We start from the raw sequence: 17,216 nt of genomic DNA on the forward strand, positions 1-17,216 counted from the left end.
GCTCGCGGCCTCTGGGCAGCGGTCGCCGTGTCACCACCGTTCGCCTCCGATACTTGGCCGGAAGCGATGCGCCACCTCTCGGTGGCGCTTGTTGTCCTTACTTCTTCTTCTTGCGGTTAGCCATGTGGATGGCGTGGCCTTCCACCGCCAGAGCCGCCTCGTGCACTGCCTCCGACATGGTCGGGTGGGCGTAGCAGGTCAGCGCCAGATCTTCGGCGCTGGAGCCGAATTCGAGCGCGATGACGCCCTGGGCAATCATCTCGCCGGCATGCTGGCCGACGATGTGCATACCCAGCACGCGATCGGTCTCGGCATCGGCGATGATCTTGGCCTGGCCCTCGGTGGCGTTGTTGGCCATGGCGCGGCCGCTGGCCGCGAACGGGAAGGCGCCCGTCTTGACCTCGATGCCCTTGGCCTTGGCATCCTGCTCGTTCAAGCCGACCCAGGCCACTTCGGGGAAGGTGTAGATGACGCAGGGGATGGCATCGTAGTTCATCTCGGCCTTATGACCGGCGATGATGTCCGCCACCATGATGCCTTCCTCGGACGCCTTGTGGGCCAGCATCTGACCCCGCACGCAGTCACCGATGGCAAAGACGCCCGGCAGGCTGGTGCGACACTGGTCGTCGACCTGGATGAAGCCGCGCTCGTCCAGCTCGACCCCCGCGCCGTCGGCCACTACGCCCTTGGTGTAGGGCTTGCGACCCACGCAGACGATCAGCTTGTCGAAGGTCATCTCCTGCTCGCCCTTGGCGTCGGTGTACTTGACGACCACCTCCTCGCCCTTGACTTCGGAGCCGGTGACCCGTGCGCCCAGCTTGATGTCCAGTCCCTGCTTCTTGAGCAGCTTCTGGGTCTCCTTGGCGATGGCGGTGTCGACCATCGGCAGGAAGTCATCCATGGCCTCGAGCATGGTCACTTCGCTGCCCAGGCGATTCCACACGCTGCCCAGCTCCAGGCCGATGACGCCGGCCCCGATCACGCCCAGGCGTTTGGGGGTCTCCTGGAACTCCAGGGCGCCGGTGGAATCGACCACCAGCCCTTCCTTCAACGGCGTCGGCGGAATCTCGACCGGCACGGAGCCTGCCGCAATGACGATACTGTCGGCGTCGTAGGTGGTCGCCTTGCCGTCCTGATCGGTGACCTCGACCTGGCCCTTTGACAGCACCTTGCCGGTGCCGTCGATGGCGGTAACGCCGTTCGCCTTGAACAGACCGGAAATGCCGCCGGTCAGGTTCTTCACGATCGTGTCCTTACGCGCCATCATCTTCTTGACGTCCATGCTGACGTCGCCTGCCTGGATGCCCATGTCGTCGAAGTCGTGCTTGGCCTCGACGAACTTGTGGGACGCCTCGAGCAGCGCCTTGGACGGAATGCAGCCCACGTTCAGGCAGGTGCCACCATGCACCACCTTGCCTTCCTTACCGATCCATTTCTCGACACAGGCCGTCTTCAGGCCCAGTTGGGCAGCACGGATGGCGGCCACGTAGCCACCGGGGCCCGCACCGATCACGATCACATCAAACTTGTCGGCCATGTTGGCTCCTGTTCGTTGCAGTTCGCAGGGTTTCTTCTGCGGTCAATCGCGGAATCAGATGTCCAGCAGCAGTCGAGCCGGATCCTCGAGCAGCTCCTTGATGGTCACCAGGAACTGTACCGCGTCCTTGCCATCGATCATCCGGTGATCATAGGAAACCGCCAGGTACATCATGGGGCGGATCTCGACCTTGCCATTCACTGCCATCGGCCGTTCCTGGATCTTGTGCATGCCCAGGATAGCGGTTTGCGGCGGGTTGATGATGGGCGTGGACATCAGCGAGCCGAAGATGCCGCCGTTGGTGATGGTGAAGGTGCCACCCTGCATCTCGTCGATGCCGAGCTTGCCGTCACGGGCCCGCTTGCCGAAGTCGACGATGGATTTCTCGACGTCGGCGATCTTCATGCTGTCGGTGTCACGCAACACCGGCACCACCAGGCCGCGGTCGGTGGAGACGGCGACGCCGATGTCCTGGTAGCCATGGTAGACGATGTCGGTGCCGTCGATGGAGGCATTGACGTCCGGGAAGCGCTTGAGCGCCTCGGAGGCTGCCTTGACGAAGAAGCCCATGAAGCCGAGCTTGGTGTCGTGGGCCTTGAGGAAGGTGTCCTTGTACTGGGCGCGCAGGTCCATTACCGCGCCCATGTCCACCTCGTTGTAAGTGGTGAGCATGGCGGCGGTCTGCTGGGCCTGCACCAGGCGCTTGGCGATGGTCTGGCGCAGACGGCTCATCGGCACGCGCTTCTCGGGACGCTCGCCTTCCACGGCCGGCGCCGCGGCGGCAGCCGCCTGGGCGCCACCGGCCGGCTTGGCGGAGGACTTGGCGGATTTCTTGGCGGACCCTTCCTTCACCGCACGCTGCACGTCCTCCTTGAGAATGCGACCGCCCTTGCCGGTGCCTTCAATGGCATTGACGTCGAGGTCGTGCTCGGCAACCAGCTTGCGCGCCGCCGGCGCGAGGATCTTGTCACCCACCTTCTCGTCGCTTGCCCCGTCATCGGCGGAGGCTGCCGCCTTGCCTTCGCCGACCTCCGGGCCGGCACCGCCGCCGGCACCCTCGCTGAAGGTCGCCAGCACCGCCTCGGATTCGACCTGGCTACCCTCCTCGGCCTTGATCTCGGCAAGCGCGCCATCGGCTGGAGCAACGACCTCGAGCACGACCTTGTCGGTCTCGATCTCGGCCAGCACCTCGTCACGCTTGACCGCTTCGCCAACCTGCTTGTTCCAGCTGGCCACGGTGCCTTCCTGGATCGACTCGGGGAAGGTCGGCGCCTTGATCTCGTGGGTCTTGCCGCCCCCGGCCGGCGTGGCCTCTGCCTCGCCTTTCGACGCTGCCTCGTCCTTTTTCTCGGCCTTGTCATCGGCCTTCTTGGCCTCCGACTTGCCACCCTCGGCCTTGCCCTCGCCGATCTTGCCCAGCACCTGCTCGGACTCCACGGTATCGCCCTCTTCCACCAGCACCTCGCTGAGGGTACCGGCCTCGGGGGCCACGACCTCGAGCACTACCTTGTCGGTCTCGATCTCGACGATCAGCTCGTCACGTTCGACGCTGTCGCCAGGCTTCTTGTGCCAGGCCGCCACGCTGCCTTCGGCGACGGATTCCGGAAAGGTAGGTGCCTTGATATCGGTAGCCATGTCGTATCCCTTGTCTGTTCTCTCTCGTCCCGGTGGGCGCCTTAGAGGTTAAAGGCGTCTTCCACCAGCTGGCGCTGCTGTTCGGTATGCACGGACATGTAGCCCGCCGCGGGTGCCGCGGATGCCGGGCGACCGGCGAACTTGAGCTTGCCGCCCAGGCCGTCACGCAGCATGTCGGCCACGGCCCGCATGTGGTGCTGGCTCGAATACCAGGCGCCCTGGTTGAGCGGCTCTTCCTGGCACCACACCACATCGGTGACGTTGGTGTAGTTCTTGATGGCCTCCAGCAGCTCCTCCTTGGGGAAGGGGTAGAGCTGCTCGATGCGCAGGATCGCCACATCGTCGCGGGCGTTCTCCTCGCGCCAGTTGGCCAGGTCGTAATAGACCTTGCCGGCGCAGAGGACGATGCGCTCGACCTTCTCGGCCTCTAGCTTGCCCTGATCGGGCAGCACCATCTGGAAGCCGCCGTCCGCCAGTTCCTCGAGGCTCGAGGTCGCCGACTTGTGGCGCAGCAGGCTCTTGGGGGTCATCACCACCAGCGGCTTGCGCAGCGGGCGGATCACCTGGCGGCGCAGCAGGTGGAAGATCTGCGCCGGCGTGGTCGGCACGCAGACCTGCATGTTGTGCTCGGCACACATCTGCAGGAAGCGCTCGAGACGCGCCGAGGAGTGCTCCGGGCCCTGCCCCTCGTAGCCGTGAGGCAGCAGCATGGTCAGACCGCACAGCCGCTCCCACTTGGTCTCGCCGGAGGAGATGAACTGGTCGACCACCACCTGAGCGCCGTTGAAGAAGTCGCCGAACTGGGCTTCCCACACGATCAGCGCGTTGGGCATGGTCGTGGCGTAGCCATACTCGAAGGCCAGCACGGCCTCTTCCGAGAGGAAGGAGTCGTGGATGGTAAAGCGCGGCTGACCGTCGGCCATGTGCTGCAGCGGCACGTAGGCGCTGCCGTCCTTCTGGTTATGCACCACCGCATGGCGGTGGGAGAAGGTACCACGGCCGACGTCCTGGCCGGTGATGCGCACCGGATGCCCCTGATCGATCAGGGTGGCGTAGGCCAGCGTCTCGGCAAAGCCCCAGTTGACCGCCAGGCCACCGGCCTGCATCTTGCGCCGGTCGTCGTAGATCTTGGCCACCTGGCGCTGCACCTCGACGCCATCGGGAACCTCGCACATCTTGCCGGCAAGACGCTGCAGCCGCTTCATATCCACGGTGGTGTCGGCATGGCCGGTCCACTCATGGCCTAGGTAAGGCGTCCAGTCGACGAACAGCGACTTGTTGGGCTCCTGCACCAGGGCATTGGCCACGTGGTTGCCGGCCATCAGGTCGTCGCGGTACTTCTCCATCATCGCCTTGGCGTCATCGTCGCTGAGCAGCCCCTGGCTGACCAGCCGCTCGATGTAGCGGCTCCGCGAGGACGGATGGTCCTTGATCTTGCTATACATCATCGGCTGGGTGCCGGAGGGCTCGTCGGCCTCGTTGTGCCCGCGGCGGCGGTAGCACACCAGGTCGATGACCACGTCGCGATTGAACTGCTGGCGATAGTCCAGCGCCACCTGGGTGGTGTGCAATACGGCGTCAGGGTCGTCGCCGTTGACGTGGAAGATGGGCGCCTGGACCATCTTGGCGATATCGGTGCAGTACTCGGTGGAGCGCGAGTCCTCGGGGTGCGAGGTGGTGAAGCCCACCTGGTTGTTGATCACGATGTGGACCGTGCCGCCCGTCTTGTAGGCACGGGTCTGCGACATCTGGAAGGTCTCCATGACCACGCCCTGGCCGGCGAAGGCGGCATCACCGTGGACGTTGATCGGCAGCACCTTGTTGCCGACCGGATCGTCTCGCCGATCCTGACGGGCACGCACCGAGCCCTCGACCACCGGGGCAACGATCTCCAGGTGGGACGGGTTGAACGACAGCGCCAGGTGCACCTCGCCGCCCGGGGTCATCACGTTGGAACTGAAGCCCTGGTGGTACTTGACGTCGCCCGAACCGCGCTCGATGACCTTCTTGCCATCGAACTCGTCGATCAGATCCGAGGGGTTCTTGCCGAGGATGTTGACCAGCAGGTTGAGGCGCCCGCGGTGCGCCATGCCGATCACCACCTCCTTGGTGCCGTAGCCGCCGGCGCGCTGGATCAGCTCGTCCATCATCGGAATGAAGGCTTCACCGCCCTCGAGGCCGAAGCGCTTGGTGCCCGGGTACTTCGAGGCCAGGTAGCTCTCCAGGCCCTCGGCGGCCGTCAGCCGCTCCAGCACGTGCTTGCGCACCTCGGGACTGAACTTGGGTGCCGAGCGCACCGACTCGAAGCGCTGCTGCAGCCAGCGCTTCTCCTCGGTATCGACGATGTGCATGACCTCGCAGCCGATGGAGCGGCAGTAGGTCTGCTCCAGGGCGCTGACGATCTCCTTGAGCGGCGCCTTGTCCAGGCCCATGAAGAAGGAGCCGGTCTGGAACTCGGTGTCCAGGTCGGCCTTCGAGAGCTGGTGGAAGGAGAGGTCGAGGTCGGGAACGGGGGTGGGGCTGCGCAAACCGAGCGGGTCGATGTCGGCCTTCTGGTGCCCGCGGAAGCGGTAGGCGTTGATCAGCTGGAGAACCTTGACCTGTTTCTTGTTCTCGTCACTGGCGGCAACAGCCTGGGTGGTACGCCGATGACGACCCAGCTGGTAGAACTGCTCGCGAATGGGCTCGAGAGGTACGTCCTCACTGGGCCCGCCGTCGGGGCGCGGCAGCTGGTCGAAGTACTGGCGCCATTCGTCGGGAACGGCGGAGGGATCATCGAGGTACTGTTCATAGAGCGCTTCCACATAGTGAGCGTTGCCGCCACTCACGTGGGAGGAGCGCCACATCAACTCCATTATGCCTTGTTGCATCTCTTGGTCACCCTGCACTGATGGGGTGGTATCGGCGCCGACACGACTCGACCGCATCGACATCGGTGGTGCCCTGCCTGAGGGAGGGCATCCTGAATTCCATGGTCAAGAGCCGGTGCCCTGGGCACCGGCTCTGAGCATCATGCTCCGTACCGGACTCGACTGCGACCACTTGCCGCAGTCCAAGGGGGACAAGCATGATAACAAGCTGGACGCCACGATTTAAGTGGCATTGGCCAGCAGCATCTCACGGATCTTGCCGATCGCCCGGGTCGGGTTGAGTCCCTTGGGGCAGACCGCGACGCAGTTCATGATCCCGCGGCAACGGAACACGGAGAACGGGTCCTCCAGCTCCGCCAGGCGCTCGCTGGTGGCCATGTCGCGCGAATCGGCCAGGAACCGATAGGACTGCAGCAGGCCCGCCGGGCCGACGAACTTGTCCGGGTTCCACCAGAACGACGGGCAGGCGGTGGAGCAGCACGCACACAGGATGCACTCATAGAGGCCGTCGAGCTTGTCACGCTCCTCCGGCGACTGCAGGCGCTCGATGGCCGGTGCCGGCTCATCGTTCTGCAGGTACGGCTGAATGCGCTCGTACTGCTGGTAGAACAGCCCCATGTCGACCACCAGGTCACGGATCACCGGCAGCCCCGGCAACGGCCGCAGGGTCAGCTTGTTGCCCTTGACCACCTCGGAGAGCGGCGTGATGCAGGCCAGACCGTTCTTACCGTTCATGTTCATGCCGTCGGAACCGCACACGCCCTCACGGCAGCTGCGACGATAGGCCAGGCCGTTGTCCTGCTCCTTGGCCAGGTGCAGGACGTCGAGCACCATCAGGTCGCGGCCCTGGGTGTCGACCTGAAACTCCTGCATGTAGGGCGCGGAGTCGGTTTCCGGGTTGTAGCGGTACAGGGATACCTGAAGCTTGGACATCGTGACTCCCCTTAGTAGGTGCGGACTTTCGGCTCGAACATGTCGACGGTCTTGGGTGCGAAGTTGACATCGCGCTTGCCCAGTCGTTTCTCGGCCGGGAAGTAGAGCGAGTGCTTCAGCCAGTTGACGTCATCGCGGTCCGGGTAGTCGTAGCGAGAGTGAGCGCCACGGCTCTCCTTGCGCTCCAGGGCTGCGATGGCAGTCGCCTCGGCCACTTCCATCAGGTTATCCAGCTCCAGGGCCTCGACACGCGCGGTGTTGAAGGTGTTGGACTTGTCCGGCAGGTAGGCGTTGGCGATCCGCTCACGCAGCTCTTCCAGGCGCTTGACGCCCTCAACCATGTTCTCCTCTTCGCGGAACACGCCGAACGAGGTCTGCATGATGTCCTGCAGCTCGCGCTTGAGATCGGGGACGGTCTCGCCACCCTCGGACTCGTTCCAGCGCGTGATGCGTTGCATCGCAGCGGCGACATCGGACTCGGAGGCGTCGAGGTACTCGATACCCTCGTTGAGCGCACTCTCGATGAACATGCCCGCCGCACGGCCGAAGACCACCAGGTCGAGCAGCGAGTTGCCGCCCAGACGGTTGGCGCCATGCACCGACACGCAGGCTGCCTCGCCACAGGCGAACAGGCCGTTGACGATCTGATCGCTGCCGTCGGGCTTCTGCATGATCGCCTGACCGTGCACGTTGGTCGGGATCCCGCCCATCATATAGTGGCAGGTCGGCACGACCGGGATCGGCTCCTTGGCCGGATCCACGTGAGCGAAAGTCTTGGAGAGCTCGACAATGCCGGGCAGGCGCTTGCCAAGGACATCCTCGCCCAGGTGATCCAGCTTGAGGAAGACGTGGTCGGCCTTCTCCCCACAGCCACGACCCTCGAGGATCTCCATGACCATGGAGCGCGCCACCACATCGCGACCGGCCAGGTCCTTGGCGTTGGGCGCGTAACGCTCCATGAAGCGCTCGCCGTCCTTGTTGACCAGGTAGCCACCCTCGCCGCGACAGCCCTCGGTGACCAGGGTCCCCGCGCCGTAGATACCGGTCGGGTGGAACTGCCACATCTCCATGTCCTGCATCGGGAAGCCGGCGCGCAGCGCCATGCCGATGCCGTCACCGGTGTTGATCAGGGCGTTGGTGGTGGAGGCGAAGATGCGCCCTGCCCCGCCGGTCGCCATGACGGTGGCCTTGGACTTCACATGCACCACTTCGCCGGTCTCGATGTCCATGGCGATGCAGCCCACCACGTCGCCGTTGGCGTTCTTGACCAGGTCGACGGCATACCACTCGTTGAGGAAGGTGGTGTTGTTCTTCAGGTTGTTCTGATAGAGCGTGTGCAGCAGGGCATGGCCGGTACGGTCGGCGGCGGCACAGGTCCGCGCCGCCTGGCCGCCCTTGCCGAAGTCCTTGGACTGGCCGCCGAACGGGCGCTGGTAGATACGCCCGTTGTCGAAGCGGGAGAAGGGCAGGCCCATATGCTCCAGCTCGAAGACCGCCTTGGGGCCCTCGGAGCACATGTACTCGGAGGCGTCCTGGTCGGCGATATAGTCGCCGCCCTTGACGGTGTCGTACATATGCCAGCGCCAGTCGTCGTTGGGATCCGCGGAGGCGATGGCGCAGGTGATGCCGCCCTGGGCAGACACGGTGTGCGAGCGGGTCGGGAAGACCTTGGACAGCACCGCGGTCTTCTTGCCGGACTTGGCCAGCTCGAGGGCGGCCCGCAGGCCGGCACCACCCCCGCCGATGATGATGGCGTCGAAAGACAGGCTACGCATGGTAGACATGTATCAGGCTCCCCACAGAACGATGATGCCCCAGACCAGGAACACGAAGATGGCCAGGATGATGATGAGCTGGGCGGCGACGCGAATGCCGGTCGGCTTGAGGTAGTCGGTAGTCACGGTCCACAGCCCGACCCAGGCGTGGGCGGCCAGCGAGATGAAGGCCAGCAGCGAGAAGATACGCATCCAGGTCTGGGAGAAGAGGCCGCTCCAGGCCGCGAAGTCCAGCCCGGGACTCAGGAGCAGGAAGCCGACGATAAAGAGTGTGTAGAGCGCCAGAACAACGGCAGAGACGCGCTGCAGCAGCCAGTCGGAGAGACCACTGCGCCCGAGATTCGTGATGTTGGTTACCATACCCAGACTCCAGCCAGAATGATCAGGACCACGCTCACCACCACGGTGATCTGCGCCTTCTTGACACCCCCCTCGAGGGTCACGCCGATATCCATGTCCATCAGCAGGTGCTTGATGCCAGCCACGAAGTGGAAGGCCAGGGCGGACAGCAGCCCCCAGGCAACCAGCTTGGCCAGGAAGTTGTGGGCCAGGGCGTCACTCACGGCCGCGAAACCGGCCGGCGATGAGAGCGACGTATCTAGCGCCCAGAAGGCGAAGATCAGGCCGATAAAGAGGATGACGCCTGTGATGCGATGGGCAATGGACGTCAAGGCGGGAAGGGGGAACTGTATCGTGGACAGGTCCAGATTTACGGGTCGTTTGCTATTCACGGCTCTACACACTCTCTTGGCCCGCTATTCGGTCGTCGGACAAGGCCCGAGCGGGCGGTGGTTTCGGGAAGGGACACGTTCGTGGCCGAGTTGGACACGACCACCGGTTCCTGCCAGTCGCGCGCTAAGATTATAGGGACATCGCACCGCCATGACAAATGGACACAGGACGCACTCGACCATGGTGGAAGGCCGATTTCTCGGCGCTGGCGGCGTTTTGCGGGGTATTCGCAGACGTTGCCAGACAGCATGACACACCATTGTGGTGCAGGGCACCATTTCCTATACAGCAACGATATCATTAACGCGTTAATGTACAACACTAGCCGCCCAATGGTGGAATTGACAATCGCTGGGACGCTTCTATAGTGGGCGAACCTTTTCGCCAGCACCATCAGCGAAGCAACGACTTTTCGTCCCACCAGTAACTCGAGAGGAGGCCAGCATGGCTGACAGGAAAGCGACATTGACGGTAGACGGTCTGGAAAAGCCGATCGACCTACCGATCTATTCCGGCACCCTGGGCCCCGACGTCATTGACGTTCGCGGTCTCGGTGCCGAAGGCCTCTTCACCTATGACCCCGGCTTCATGGCCACATCCTCCTGCCAATCGGCGATCACCTATATCGATGGCGGAAAGGGGGTGCTGCTGCACCGCGGCTATCCGATCGACCAGCTGGCGAAAGAGTCCGACTTCGTCGAGCTATGCTACCTGCTGATGTTCGGCGAACTGCCCGACGACGCCCAATACGCAGACTTCGAGTCGCGGATCAGCAACCACACCATGGTCCACGACCAGATCAACAATTTCTTCAAGGGCTTCCGCCGCGACGCCCACCCGATGTCGATTCTGTGTGGCGTGGTCGGCGGCCTGGCCGCCTTCTACCACGACCACCTCGACATCAATGTGGTCGAGGACCGCGAGATCAGCGCTATTCGCCTGATCGCCAAGATGCCGACCATTGCGGCGATGTCCTACAAGTACAACATCGGCCAGCCGTTCAACTACCCGCGTAACGACCTGAACTATGCAGAGAACTTCCTCTACATGATGTTCAGCAACCCATGCGAGCAATACAAGATCAACCCGGTCTACGCCAAGGCCATGGACCGCATCTTCATGCTCCACGCGGACCACGAGCAGAACGCCTCTACCTCTACCGTACGTCTGGCAGGCTCCACCGGCGCCAACCCCTTCGCCTGCATCAGCGCCGGCATTGCGGCTCTCTGGGGTCCGGCCCACGGCGGCGCCAACGAGGCGGTGCTGAACATGCTCGACGAGATCGGCGATGAATCCGAGGAGAACATCCAGCGCTTCGTCGACAAGGCCAAGGACAAGGACGACCCGTTCAAGCTGATGGGCTTCGGCCACCGGGTCTACCGTAACTTTGACCCCCGCGCCAAGGTGATGAAGGAGACCTGCGACGAGGTGCTCGCCGAGCTGGGCATGGCCGACGACCCGCAGCTCAAGATCGCCAAGCGGCTGGAACAGATCGCCCTGGAGGACGACTACTTCATCGAGCGCAAGCTCTACCCGAACGTCGACTTCTATTCCGGCATCATCCTCAAGGCCATGGGCATCCCCAAGAACATGTTCACGGTGATCTTCGCCGTCTCGCGCACCATCGGCTGGATCTCCCATTGGCATGAGATGCTCAGCGACAGCTACAAGATAGGTCGCCCGCGTCAGCTCTACACCGGCCACGAACAGCGCGACTACCCGACACGCTGAGCCGACCCCCACCCCCTCAGCAAGGCCGCCCTCGGGCGGCCTTTTGCGTTGACGGGCCATGCCAGTGGCTCGCAGGCCCAGTGGCTGATGGACGTCATACCCAAGTACGCGACAACTCCTTCAGCGGGGTTGACTTTACTGCTTGCTCAGCCTTCTTACTGGTCTGCCCCGTTTTCCACACATTCTGTGGATAAGCCTGTTCAAAACCTCTCGAAAAGGTCGCAGAATCGCCATGAGCAGCGGGGCCGGCTTAGATTGATCAATTTTTGACCTATCCTAACTTATTGAAATAAAAGGGAATTTGCAGGAGGCCGGCAACCATGCGGGTTCCGGGCGAGACTATGCACAGGTCGACTCAAGCGAGTCGTGAAAGTGGACAAGTCAAGGGGGTTGTCAAGCCGATATCGCCCAAAATGCTGGGATGAGCGACGCGCCATGGGATCGCAAAAAGGCACCAGGCGAACGAATCGTCAGGCGTAGTGCGATTGGAAAGATACAGCGAGGGAAGAAGGTGGCGTCCCATAGGGGGTTCGAACCCCTGTTACCGCCGTGAAAGGGCGGTGTCCTGGACCACTAGACGAATGGGACGCAATATCTTCGGTGCGAGACGTTGGTGGAGCCTAGCGGGATCGAACCGCTGACCTCGACACTGCCAGTGTCGCGCTCTCCCAGCTGAGCTAAGGCCCCGTATCTCTCGAAGACGGGGCGCATGTTACTGATTAACCCCGTCTTCGTCAACACAGAATCACGCGAGTTCGCGAAACTCTTTTTCGAAGCGCTTGGCCTGCTTCTTCGAGACCCCGCCCAGCACCTCGATGGCGTGGCGCAGGCGCGCCCGGGTCATGTCAGACCCCAGGATCGCCATGGCGTCCATCACCGAGGTGCTCGAGCTGGAGCCGGTGATGGCGATGAACACCGGGGCCAAGAAGGCCTTCATCTTAAGCTCGAAGTGGCCAGCCAGTGCCTTGACCTCCTCCAGCAGCGCCGCCTTGTGCCAGGCCGGCACAGCCTCGAAGCGCCACACCAGGAACTGCAGCAGCTTGAGCAGCTCCTCGCGGGAGAGCTTGACCTCGTCGAAGCTCTCCTCCTCGATGTCCGGCAGGCCCGAAAAGAAGTGCCCGGCCAGGGGTACCACCTGAGAGAGCGTCTCCACCCGGGGACGCACCTGAGGCAGGATCTGGCTGACGTACTCCTCGTTGAAGGCCCATTCCATCAGCGCCTTGAGAAAGGCCTTGTCGTCGAGCTCCTCGCGGATATAGACGCCGTTGAGCCAGGTCAGCTTCTCCAGGTCGAATACCGGCCCCCCCAGCGACACGCGCTGGATATCGAAATGGCTCATCATCTCGTCGAGGCTGAACTTCTCGCGCTCGTCGGGCATCGACCAACCCATGCGGCCCAGGTAGTTGATCACCGCCTGGGGCAGGAAGCCCATGCGCCGGTAGTAGTTGATGGAGGTCGGGTTCTTGCGCTTGGAGAGCTTGGACTTGTCGGGATTGCGCAGCAGCGGCATGTGACAGAGCTGCGGCATCTCCCAGCCGAAGTATTCATAGAGAAGCTGGTGCTTGGGCGCCGAGTTGATCCACTCCTCGCCACGCAGCACGTGGGTGATGCCCATCAGGTGGTCATCGACCACGTTGGCAAGGTGGTAGGTGGGCATGCCGTCGGACTTGAGCAGAATCTGCGCGTCCACCTGAGCCCAGTCGACCTCGATCACGCCGCGCAGCATGTCGTCGACCACGCAGCTGCCCGAAGCAGGTACTTTCATGCGCACCACGTAGGGCCAGCCCTCGCGCTCACGACGCGACTGCTCCTCGCCAGGCAGGGCAAGGTCGGAAGGCTTGAGGGCCAGGTGCATGCCGGCTTCCTTGCGCGCCTCGCGCAGCTCATCGAGCTCCTCACTGGTGCGGTAGCACTTGAAGGCATGGCCGGCCTCGATCAGCTGACGGGCGAATTCCCCGTAGATGTCGCCACGTTCGCTCTGGCGATAGGGGCCATGGGGGCCGCCCACGTCGGGCCCCTCGTCCCACTCCAGCCCCAGCCAACGCAGCGAATCGAGGATCATCTGCTCGGACTCGGGCGTCGAGCGCACGCGGTCGGTGTCCTCGATGCGCAGGATAAACTGGCCGCCGTGCTGGCGGGCGAAGCAGAGGTTGAACAGGGCGATATAGGCGGTGCCCACATGGGGATCGCCGGTGGGTGACGGCGCGATACGAGTACGAACGGTCATGTCGTCCTTGGTCCTGTCGATGGTGTGGGACTTGCCCTGGCGAGCGGGCGAATGCCACACATTATACGCACCTGGTCGGCGCCGGGCAGCCGTGCCCAGGAATCATTCCCTCCCCGCGTGGTCCATGCTGGAACCTGAACCCTCCGCACAAGGATTCACCATGCTCTCGCGACTCCCCGACGGTTTCACGGCCCTGGTCACTGGCGCCTCCGGCGGCATCGGCCACGCCGTGGTCAACGCCCTGCTGGAAAGCGATCGGCCAGGCCGTGTGATCGGCGTCAGCCGCGCCGGCCATTCACATCCTGACCCCCGCTTTGAGTCACTCGCTCTGGACATCAGCGAAACGCAGGGGCTCGCCGCACTGGAACACGCTCTGGACGCCGCCCCGCTTCATCTGGTGTTCAATGCCATCGGCATGCTGCATGACGACGAGCTCGGCATCGGCCCCGAGAAGAAACTCGACGATCTGGACGCCGAGGCCCTGAGCCGGCTCTACCATGTCAATGCGATCACCCCGGCATTGCTGCTCAAGGCCTTGCAGCCCAGCCTCAAGGGGCGCCATCCGGCGCTGGTGGCGAGTCTCTCGGCGCGGGTCGGCTCGATCGGCGACAATCGGCTGGGCGGCTGGTACGCCTACCGGGCCAGCAAGGCCGCCCACAACATGCTGATGAAGACCGCTGCCGTGGAACTGCGACGCCTCAATCCCGAGGCCTGTGTCGCCTCGCTGCATCCCGGCACCACGGATACCGCGCTTTCAAAACCCTTCCAGGCAAGGGTTCCGGACGACAAGCTGTTTACAGCGAGGTTCGTCGCCGAGCGGTTGCTCACGGTACTGGACGACTGCGGCCCGGAGCAGAGCGGCACCTTCCTCGACTGGGCCGGCGAAGCCGTTGAGTGGTGATGCCCGGTGAGGGGTGCCGCGATGGCCATAAACAGAGCAGAATTAGCGTTGATGCACGCCCTTGCACGCTGAAAATCGATCGCAGAAGATCACACCCTCTTAATTTCCCCACAGGATGTTGCAATGGACACACTCGGCCCTCGGATCAAGGAACTTCGGCTGGAGGCCAAGCTCAACAAGGCGGCCCTGGCGCGCAGGGTCGGTGTATCCGATGTGACCATCTCCTATTGGGAGTCGGGCGCCATCCGACAGATCGGCCACGAACGGCTCGTGGCGCTGGCCCAGGCCCTGAACTGCCCGCTGTCGCGGCTGCTGGAGGAAACGGGAACCCGCGCCGGCCCGCTCTTTCTGCGCAGCCGGATGCCGCTGCCGTGGCAGGATGGCCGGCAGAAGGGAATCGAACTGCCGATCGAGATGGTGCCCGGTCAGCACTGGGACGGTGACTGCTTTCTGGTTACCCCGGCCCCGGGTGAGCAGTTTGACTTCCTCAAGGAGGGCGACCTCGTCGCCATTGCCCCCAGCGACATCTTCCGCCAGTCCGGACTCTATCTGATCGATGATGATGGCACGCTGGCTATCCGCCACGTCGACCAGACCCCCACTGGCGAGCTGATATTTCATCGCGAGAACAGCGACGAGGCCATGCCCTGGGCCCCGGCCTGCCGATTGCTCGGCAAGCTGGTCGCCCATTGGCGAATGCAGTCGCTGTGAGGAATCACTCCACCTCCATCACCTCGACCTCATCGAGAGTGCGGCGGGTCTCACTGCCCACCAGAAAGCGTTGGCTGTAGCGAGCGATCTGGCCCAGCCCATGACGCGACGTTTGCACCAGGGGCCCGCTGAGATGCTCGTTCTGCTCGCCGAGACGCGCTCGCACCGACCTCGGCTGCACGCTGCCCTCCTGCACCTCGACGATGACCCGGTAGCCGCCATCCGGTAAGCCACTGCCGGGCCCGAACGGACCGGCATCGAAGCCGCCCTCTTCCACCGACACGCGTTCGCGCCAGCGCACGCCGCTGAGTTCGCGTTCCACGATGACCAGCAAGCGGGTCGCCCCGGGCAGATTGGTGTCGCCCTCCACCCTCAGGCGTCGGTCACTGCCCAGGCTGGACGAGACATCGATCGTCACTGCCTGGTCGAAAGGCGGCACCTCCGGAACGTCGGGAGCGGGCTCCGGTGGTGACTCGCTAGCCTCGGCGGTGGTCGCCGTCTCGGCAGGCTCGGATGTTGCAGCCTCCTCGCTACCACCGCATCCCGCCAGCCCTATCATCAGCAGGCCTGCTGCCATTGCTCGATACCAGACCGTCATGCACGCCTCCCGTCGCGTCGATGAGAGGCCAGACTAGCATCATTCCCCACCGCCGCGCGTGGCCTCGGGCAGCTCGGCGCAGTCGCGGCAGAGCGTGGTGTAGGGCACCGCCGATAGCCGGCGCGCGTCGATGGCCTCGCCGCACTCCTCGCAGAGATCGCCCTCACCGTTGTCGATGCGCTCGAGCGCATGCATCACCTGGCGAAGTTCGTCCTCGGCTTCCTGCTGAAGCGCCTCGATCACGTCGTCGTTCTGCAACTCGATGGACTGTTCTTCCATGTCCTTGTCCAACGGACCGCCCCGCTGCTCCTTGTGGGCCTTGTAACGCTCGAAACGGTCGATGAGCTCGTCGCGCAGCGCTTCCAGCTCCTGCTTCCTGTGCGCCATGGTGTCGTCTCCTGTAATGCCGACAGTGCCTAACAAGGGCCCTGCCTGTATTGCCTCTAGATAGCCTATCGCAGCCAACACCCCTGCATGAGGAGGGTCAAGCCGCCGCCCCCTCCGTTCAAGCCATGCCCAGGGCGTCGTAGCCTTCCGGCGTCAGGGTAATGCGCTCGGGCTCGTCGCTGCCCCGCGTCCGGTCGACGCGAATCAGGCGCCTGGCTTCCAGGGTGTCGATGTCTTCCAGCACTTCCTCCAGCAGACTATCCTCGCCCGGGTGACCGAAAGGCGAGGCCAGTGTCCCGCCGTGCTGCAGCACGCGCGACAGCAGCTCTATCTGGTGCTCGGTAAGATCGCCGCTCATGCGTTGCTCCCTCTGATGGGTGGATGCTTGCCAGTCAGTATGGACGAAGGCCGCCTTGTGCGGCATCGGCCTCCTCTCTGATCCATCATCGGGATGACCGAGACGCCATACAAGGCATTGACGCCGGGCGCCATTCGTGACACAGTGCGTGCAGTTGGTAAGCAAGATGCATATTGTCAGTAGTAGTCGAATCCTTTCGGTTGTCTGGTTATATCCCCTTGTTTGACCCACTAGCAGTCGGGGCATTACCCGGTAATTCGTAACACGCGCACAGCGCGAGAGGAGACACATCATGGCTACTGGCACAGTCAAGTGGTTCAACGACGCAAAAGGCTTTGGCTTCATCACCCCGACCGACGGCGGCGATGACCTCTTTGCCCACTTCTCCGAAATCAAGGCAGACGGCTTCAAGTCCCTCCAGGACGGCCAGCAGGTCTCCTTCGACGTGGTTCAGGGCAAGAAAGGCCTGCAGGCTTCGAACATCGAAGTCATCTGATCGTCGATCAGACAGACCTATCGCGTCGCAAGACGCCGAGCACCAAGGCCCGCTGATGCGGGCCTTGGTGTTTCTGCGTGTCCGGTTTTCTTGCACCAGCCAAGGCCCGCGAGCCTATCACCCGGCCAGCATTGGCCAGAAATTGACCGGCACTGGTAGAATGCCACCTTTCTGACCGACACCTCGTGATGCCGATGCCCCAGCTCGACCGTACCTTCTCCGTCGCGCCGATGATGGATAGGAACTGAGCTCCGCCACTCCGGCATTCATTGCCATCACGTACCAAATTTCTACCAACGATTTTCCCTTTTCTTCTCGCCAGCAT

16 protein-coding genes and 2 tRNA genes are annotated in these 17,216 nt (G+C 63.3%); 4 read left to right on the forward strand and 14 right to left on the reverse strand.

Going from position 1 to position 17,216, the window contains the following annotated elements; translation table 11 throughout:
• Positions 1-97 precede the first annotated feature (97 nt).
• The 7 genes from lpdA to sdhC all read right to left on the reverse strand — a co-directional run bounded on the left by lpdA (position 98) and on the right by sdhC (position 9,481).
• Entirely contained in the window at positions 98-1,537 is a 1,440-nt protein-coding gene (lpdA, locus tag FHR95_RS03495; RefSeq protein WP_040185926.1) for a dihydrolipoyl dehydrogenase, read from the reverse strand.
• A 54-nt stretch (positions 1,538-1,591) separates the two neighbouring features.
• Complete coding sequence (gene odhB / locus FHR95_RS03500; protein WP_183313345.1) at positions 1,592-3,172, reverse strand: 2-oxoglutarate dehydrogenase complex dihydrolipoyllysine-residue succinyltransferase; 1,581 nt, start codon at positions 3,170-3,172, stop codon at positions 1,592-1,594.
• Positions 3,173-3,213: 41 nt separating this feature from the next.
• The gene (locus FHR95_RS03505) at positions 3,214-6,042 is read right to left on the reverse strand and encodes a 2-oxoglutarate dehydrogenase E1 component (protein ID WP_183313346.1); all 2,829 of its coding nucleotides are present in this window, start codon (positions 6,040-6,042) and stop codon (positions 3,214-3,216) included.
• Between the two features lie 222 nt (positions 6,043-6,264).
• Positions 6,265-6,975, reverse strand: coding sequence for a succinate dehydrogenase iron-sulfur subunit (locus FHR95_RS03510; protein ID WP_040185923.1), 711 nt, complete (start codon positions 6,973-6,975; stop codon positions 6,265-6,267).
• Between the two features lie 11 nt (positions 6,976-6,986).
• Positions 6,987-8,759 (reverse strand): succinate dehydrogenase flavoprotein subunit, encoded by a 1,773-nt coding sequence (gene sdhA, locus FHR95_RS03515; protein WP_040185922.1) that lies wholly within the window; start codon positions 8,757-8,759, stop codon positions 6,987-6,989.
• Positions 8,760-8,762: 3 nt separating this feature from the next.
• The gene (gene sdhD / locus FHR95_RS03520) at positions 8,763-9,110 is read right to left on the reverse strand and encodes a succinate dehydrogenase, hydrophobic membrane anchor protein (protein ID WP_040185921.1); all 348 of its coding nucleotides are present in this window, start codon (positions 9,108-9,110) and stop codon (positions 8,763-8,765) included.
• A complete protein-coding gene (gene sdhC / locus FHR95_RS03525) occupies positions 9,104-9,481 on the reverse strand; it encodes a succinate dehydrogenase, cytochrome b556 subunit (protein WP_040185920.1) in 378 nt (125 codons plus the stop codon). The genes sdhD and sdhC overlap by 7 nt, the downstream gene beginning before the upstream one ends.
• A 445-nt stretch (positions 9,482-9,926) precedes the next feature.
• Between sdhC and gltA the strand changes: the two genes are divergently transcribed.
• Complete coding sequence (gltA, locus tag FHR95_RS03530) at positions 9,927-11,213, forward strand: citrate synthase (RefSeq protein ID WP_040185919.1); 1,287 nt, start codon at positions 9,927-9,929, stop codon at positions 11,211-11,213.
• A 512-nt stretch (positions 11,214-11,725) separates the two neighbouring features.
• Here the strand turns inward: gltA and FHR95_RS03535 are convergent.
• The 3 genes from FHR95_RS03535 to gltX all read right to left on the reverse strand — a co-directional run bounded on the left by FHR95_RS03535 (position 11,726) and on the right by gltX (position 13,440).
• Positions 11,726-11,801 (reverse strand) — tRNA-Glu (locus FHR95_RS03535).
• Between the two features lie 23 nt (positions 11,802-11,824).
• Positions 11,825-11,900: transfer RNA gene (locus FHR95_RS03540), tRNA-Ala, on the reverse strand.
• A 58-nt stretch (positions 11,901-11,958) separates the two neighbouring features.
• The gene (gene gltX, locus FHR95_RS03545; protein WP_183313347.1) at positions 11,959-13,440 is read right to left on the reverse strand and encodes a glutamate--tRNA ligase; all 1,482 of its coding nucleotides are present in this window, start codon (positions 13,438-13,440) and stop codon (positions 11,959-11,961) included.
• 160 nt (positions 13,441-13,600) lie between these two features.
• Between gltX and FHR95_RS03550 the strand changes: the two genes are divergently transcribed.
• The gene (locus tag FHR95_RS03550) at positions 13,601-14,341 is read left to right on the forward strand and encodes an SDR family NAD(P)-dependent oxidoreductase (RefSeq protein WP_040185918.1); all 741 of its coding nucleotides are present in this window, start codon (positions 13,601-13,603) and stop codon (positions 14,339-14,341) included.
• 123 nt (positions 14,342-14,464) lie between these two features.
• Positions 14,465-15,052, forward strand: a complete 588-nt coding sequence (locus tag FHR95_RS03555) for a helix-turn-helix domain-containing protein (protein WP_183313348.1) — start codon at positions 14,465-14,467, stop codon at positions 15,050-15,052.
• 4 nt (positions 15,053-15,056) lie between these two features.
• Here the strand turns inward: FHR95_RS03555 and FHR95_RS03560 are convergent, their stop codons facing one another.
• The 3 genes from FHR95_RS03560 to FHR95_RS03570 form a co-directional block, all read right to left on the reverse strand.
• Complete coding sequence (locus FHR95_RS03560; RefSeq protein WP_183313349.1) at positions 15,057-15,650, reverse strand: hypothetical protein; 594 nt, start codon at positions 15,648-15,650, stop codon at positions 15,057-15,059.
• 39 nt (positions 15,651-15,689) lie between these two features.
• The gene (locus FHR95_RS03565; protein ID WP_183313350.1) at positions 15,690-16,037 is read right to left on the reverse strand and encodes a TraR/DksA family transcriptional regulator; all 348 of its coding nucleotides are present in this window, start codon (positions 16,035-16,037) and stop codon (positions 15,690-15,692) included.
• Between the two features lie 118 nt (positions 16,038-16,155).
• The gene (locus FHR95_RS03570) at positions 16,156-16,395 is read right to left on the reverse strand and encodes a hypothetical protein (protein WP_183313351.1); all 240 of its coding nucleotides are present in this window, start codon (positions 16,393-16,395) and stop codon (positions 16,156-16,158) included.
• Between the two features lie 292 nt (positions 16,396-16,687).
• Here FHR95_RS03570 and FHR95_RS03575 point away from each other — a divergent pair, with 292 nt between their 5' ends.
• Entirely contained in the window at positions 16,688-16,891 is a 204-nt protein-coding gene (locus tag FHR95_RS03575) for a cold-shock protein (RefSeq protein ID WP_040185908.1), read from the forward strand.
• A gap of 117 nt (positions 16,892-17,008) precedes the next feature.
• Here the strand turns inward: FHR95_RS03575 and FHR95_RS16995 are convergent.
• On the reverse strand, positions 17,009-17,216 hold a 208-nt coding region (locus FHR95_RS16995), incomplete at its 5' end, for a hypothetical protein (RefSeq protein ID WP_221199175.1).

Source organism: Halomonas fontilapidosi (genome assembly GCF_014192285.1).
GTDB classification, from domain to species: Bacteria; Pseudomonadota; Gammaproteobacteria; order Pseudomonadales; family Halomonadaceae; genus Halomonas; species Halomonas fontilapidosi.

Excerpts from the sequence above, each read along its gene's own strand:
- FHR95_RS03565 (WP_183313350.1), bottom strand. The coding sequence starts at position 16,037 with ATGGCGCACAGGAAGCAGGAGCTGGAAGCGCTGCGCGACGAGCTCATC.
- gltX (WP_183313347.1), bottom strand. The coding sequence starts at position 13,440 with ATGACCGTTCGTACTCGTATCGCGCCGTCACCCACCGGCGATCCCCAT.
- FHR95_RS03575 (WP_040185908.1), top strand. The coding sequence starts at position 16,688 with ATGGCTACTGGCACAGTCAAGTGGTTCAACGACGCAAAAGGCTTTGGC.
- FHR95_RS03550 (WP_040185918.1), top strand. The coding sequence starts at position 13,601 with ATGCTCTCGCGACTCCCCGACGGTTTCACGGCCCTGGTCACTGGCGCC.
- FHR95_RS03510 (WP_040185923.1), bottom strand. The coding sequence starts at position 6,975 with ATGTCCAAGCTTCAGGTATCCCTGTACCGCTACAACCCGGAAACCGAC.
- FHR95_RS03570 (WP_183313351.1), bottom strand. The coding sequence starts at position 16,395 with ATGAGCGGCGATCTTACCGAGCACCAGATAGAGCTGCTGTCGCGCGTG.
- FHR95_RS03505 (WP_183313346.1), bottom strand. The coding sequence starts at position 6,042 with ATGCAACAAGGCATAATGGAGTTGATGTGGCGCTCCTCCCACGTGAGT.
- FHR95_RS03555 (WP_183313348.1), top strand. The coding sequence starts at position 14,465 with ATGGACACACTCGGCCCTCGGATCAAGGAACTTCGGCTGGAGGCCAAG.
- gltA (WP_040185919.1), top strand. The coding sequence starts at position 9,927 with ATGGCTGACAGGAAAGCGACATTGACGGTAGACGGTCTGGAAAAGCCG.
- odhB (WP_183313345.1), bottom strand. The coding sequence starts at position 3,172 with ATGGCTACCGATATCAAGGCACCTACCTTTCCGGAATCCGTCGCCGAA.
- sdhA (WP_040185922.1), bottom strand. The coding sequence starts at position 8,759 with ATGTCTACCATGCGTAGCCTGTCTTTCGACGCCATCATCATCGGCGGG.
- lpdA (WP_040185926.1), bottom strand. The coding sequence starts at position 1,537 with ATGGCCGACAAGTTTGATGTGATCGTGATCGGTGCGGGCCCCGGTGGC.
- sdhD (WP_040185921.1), bottom strand. The coding sequence starts at position 9,110 with ATGGTAACCAACATCACGAATCTCGGGCGCAGTGGTCTCTCCGACTGG.
- FHR95_RS03560 (WP_183313349.1), bottom strand. The coding sequence starts at position 15,650 with ATGACGGTCTGGTATCGAGCAATGGCAGCAGGCCTGCTGATGATAGGG.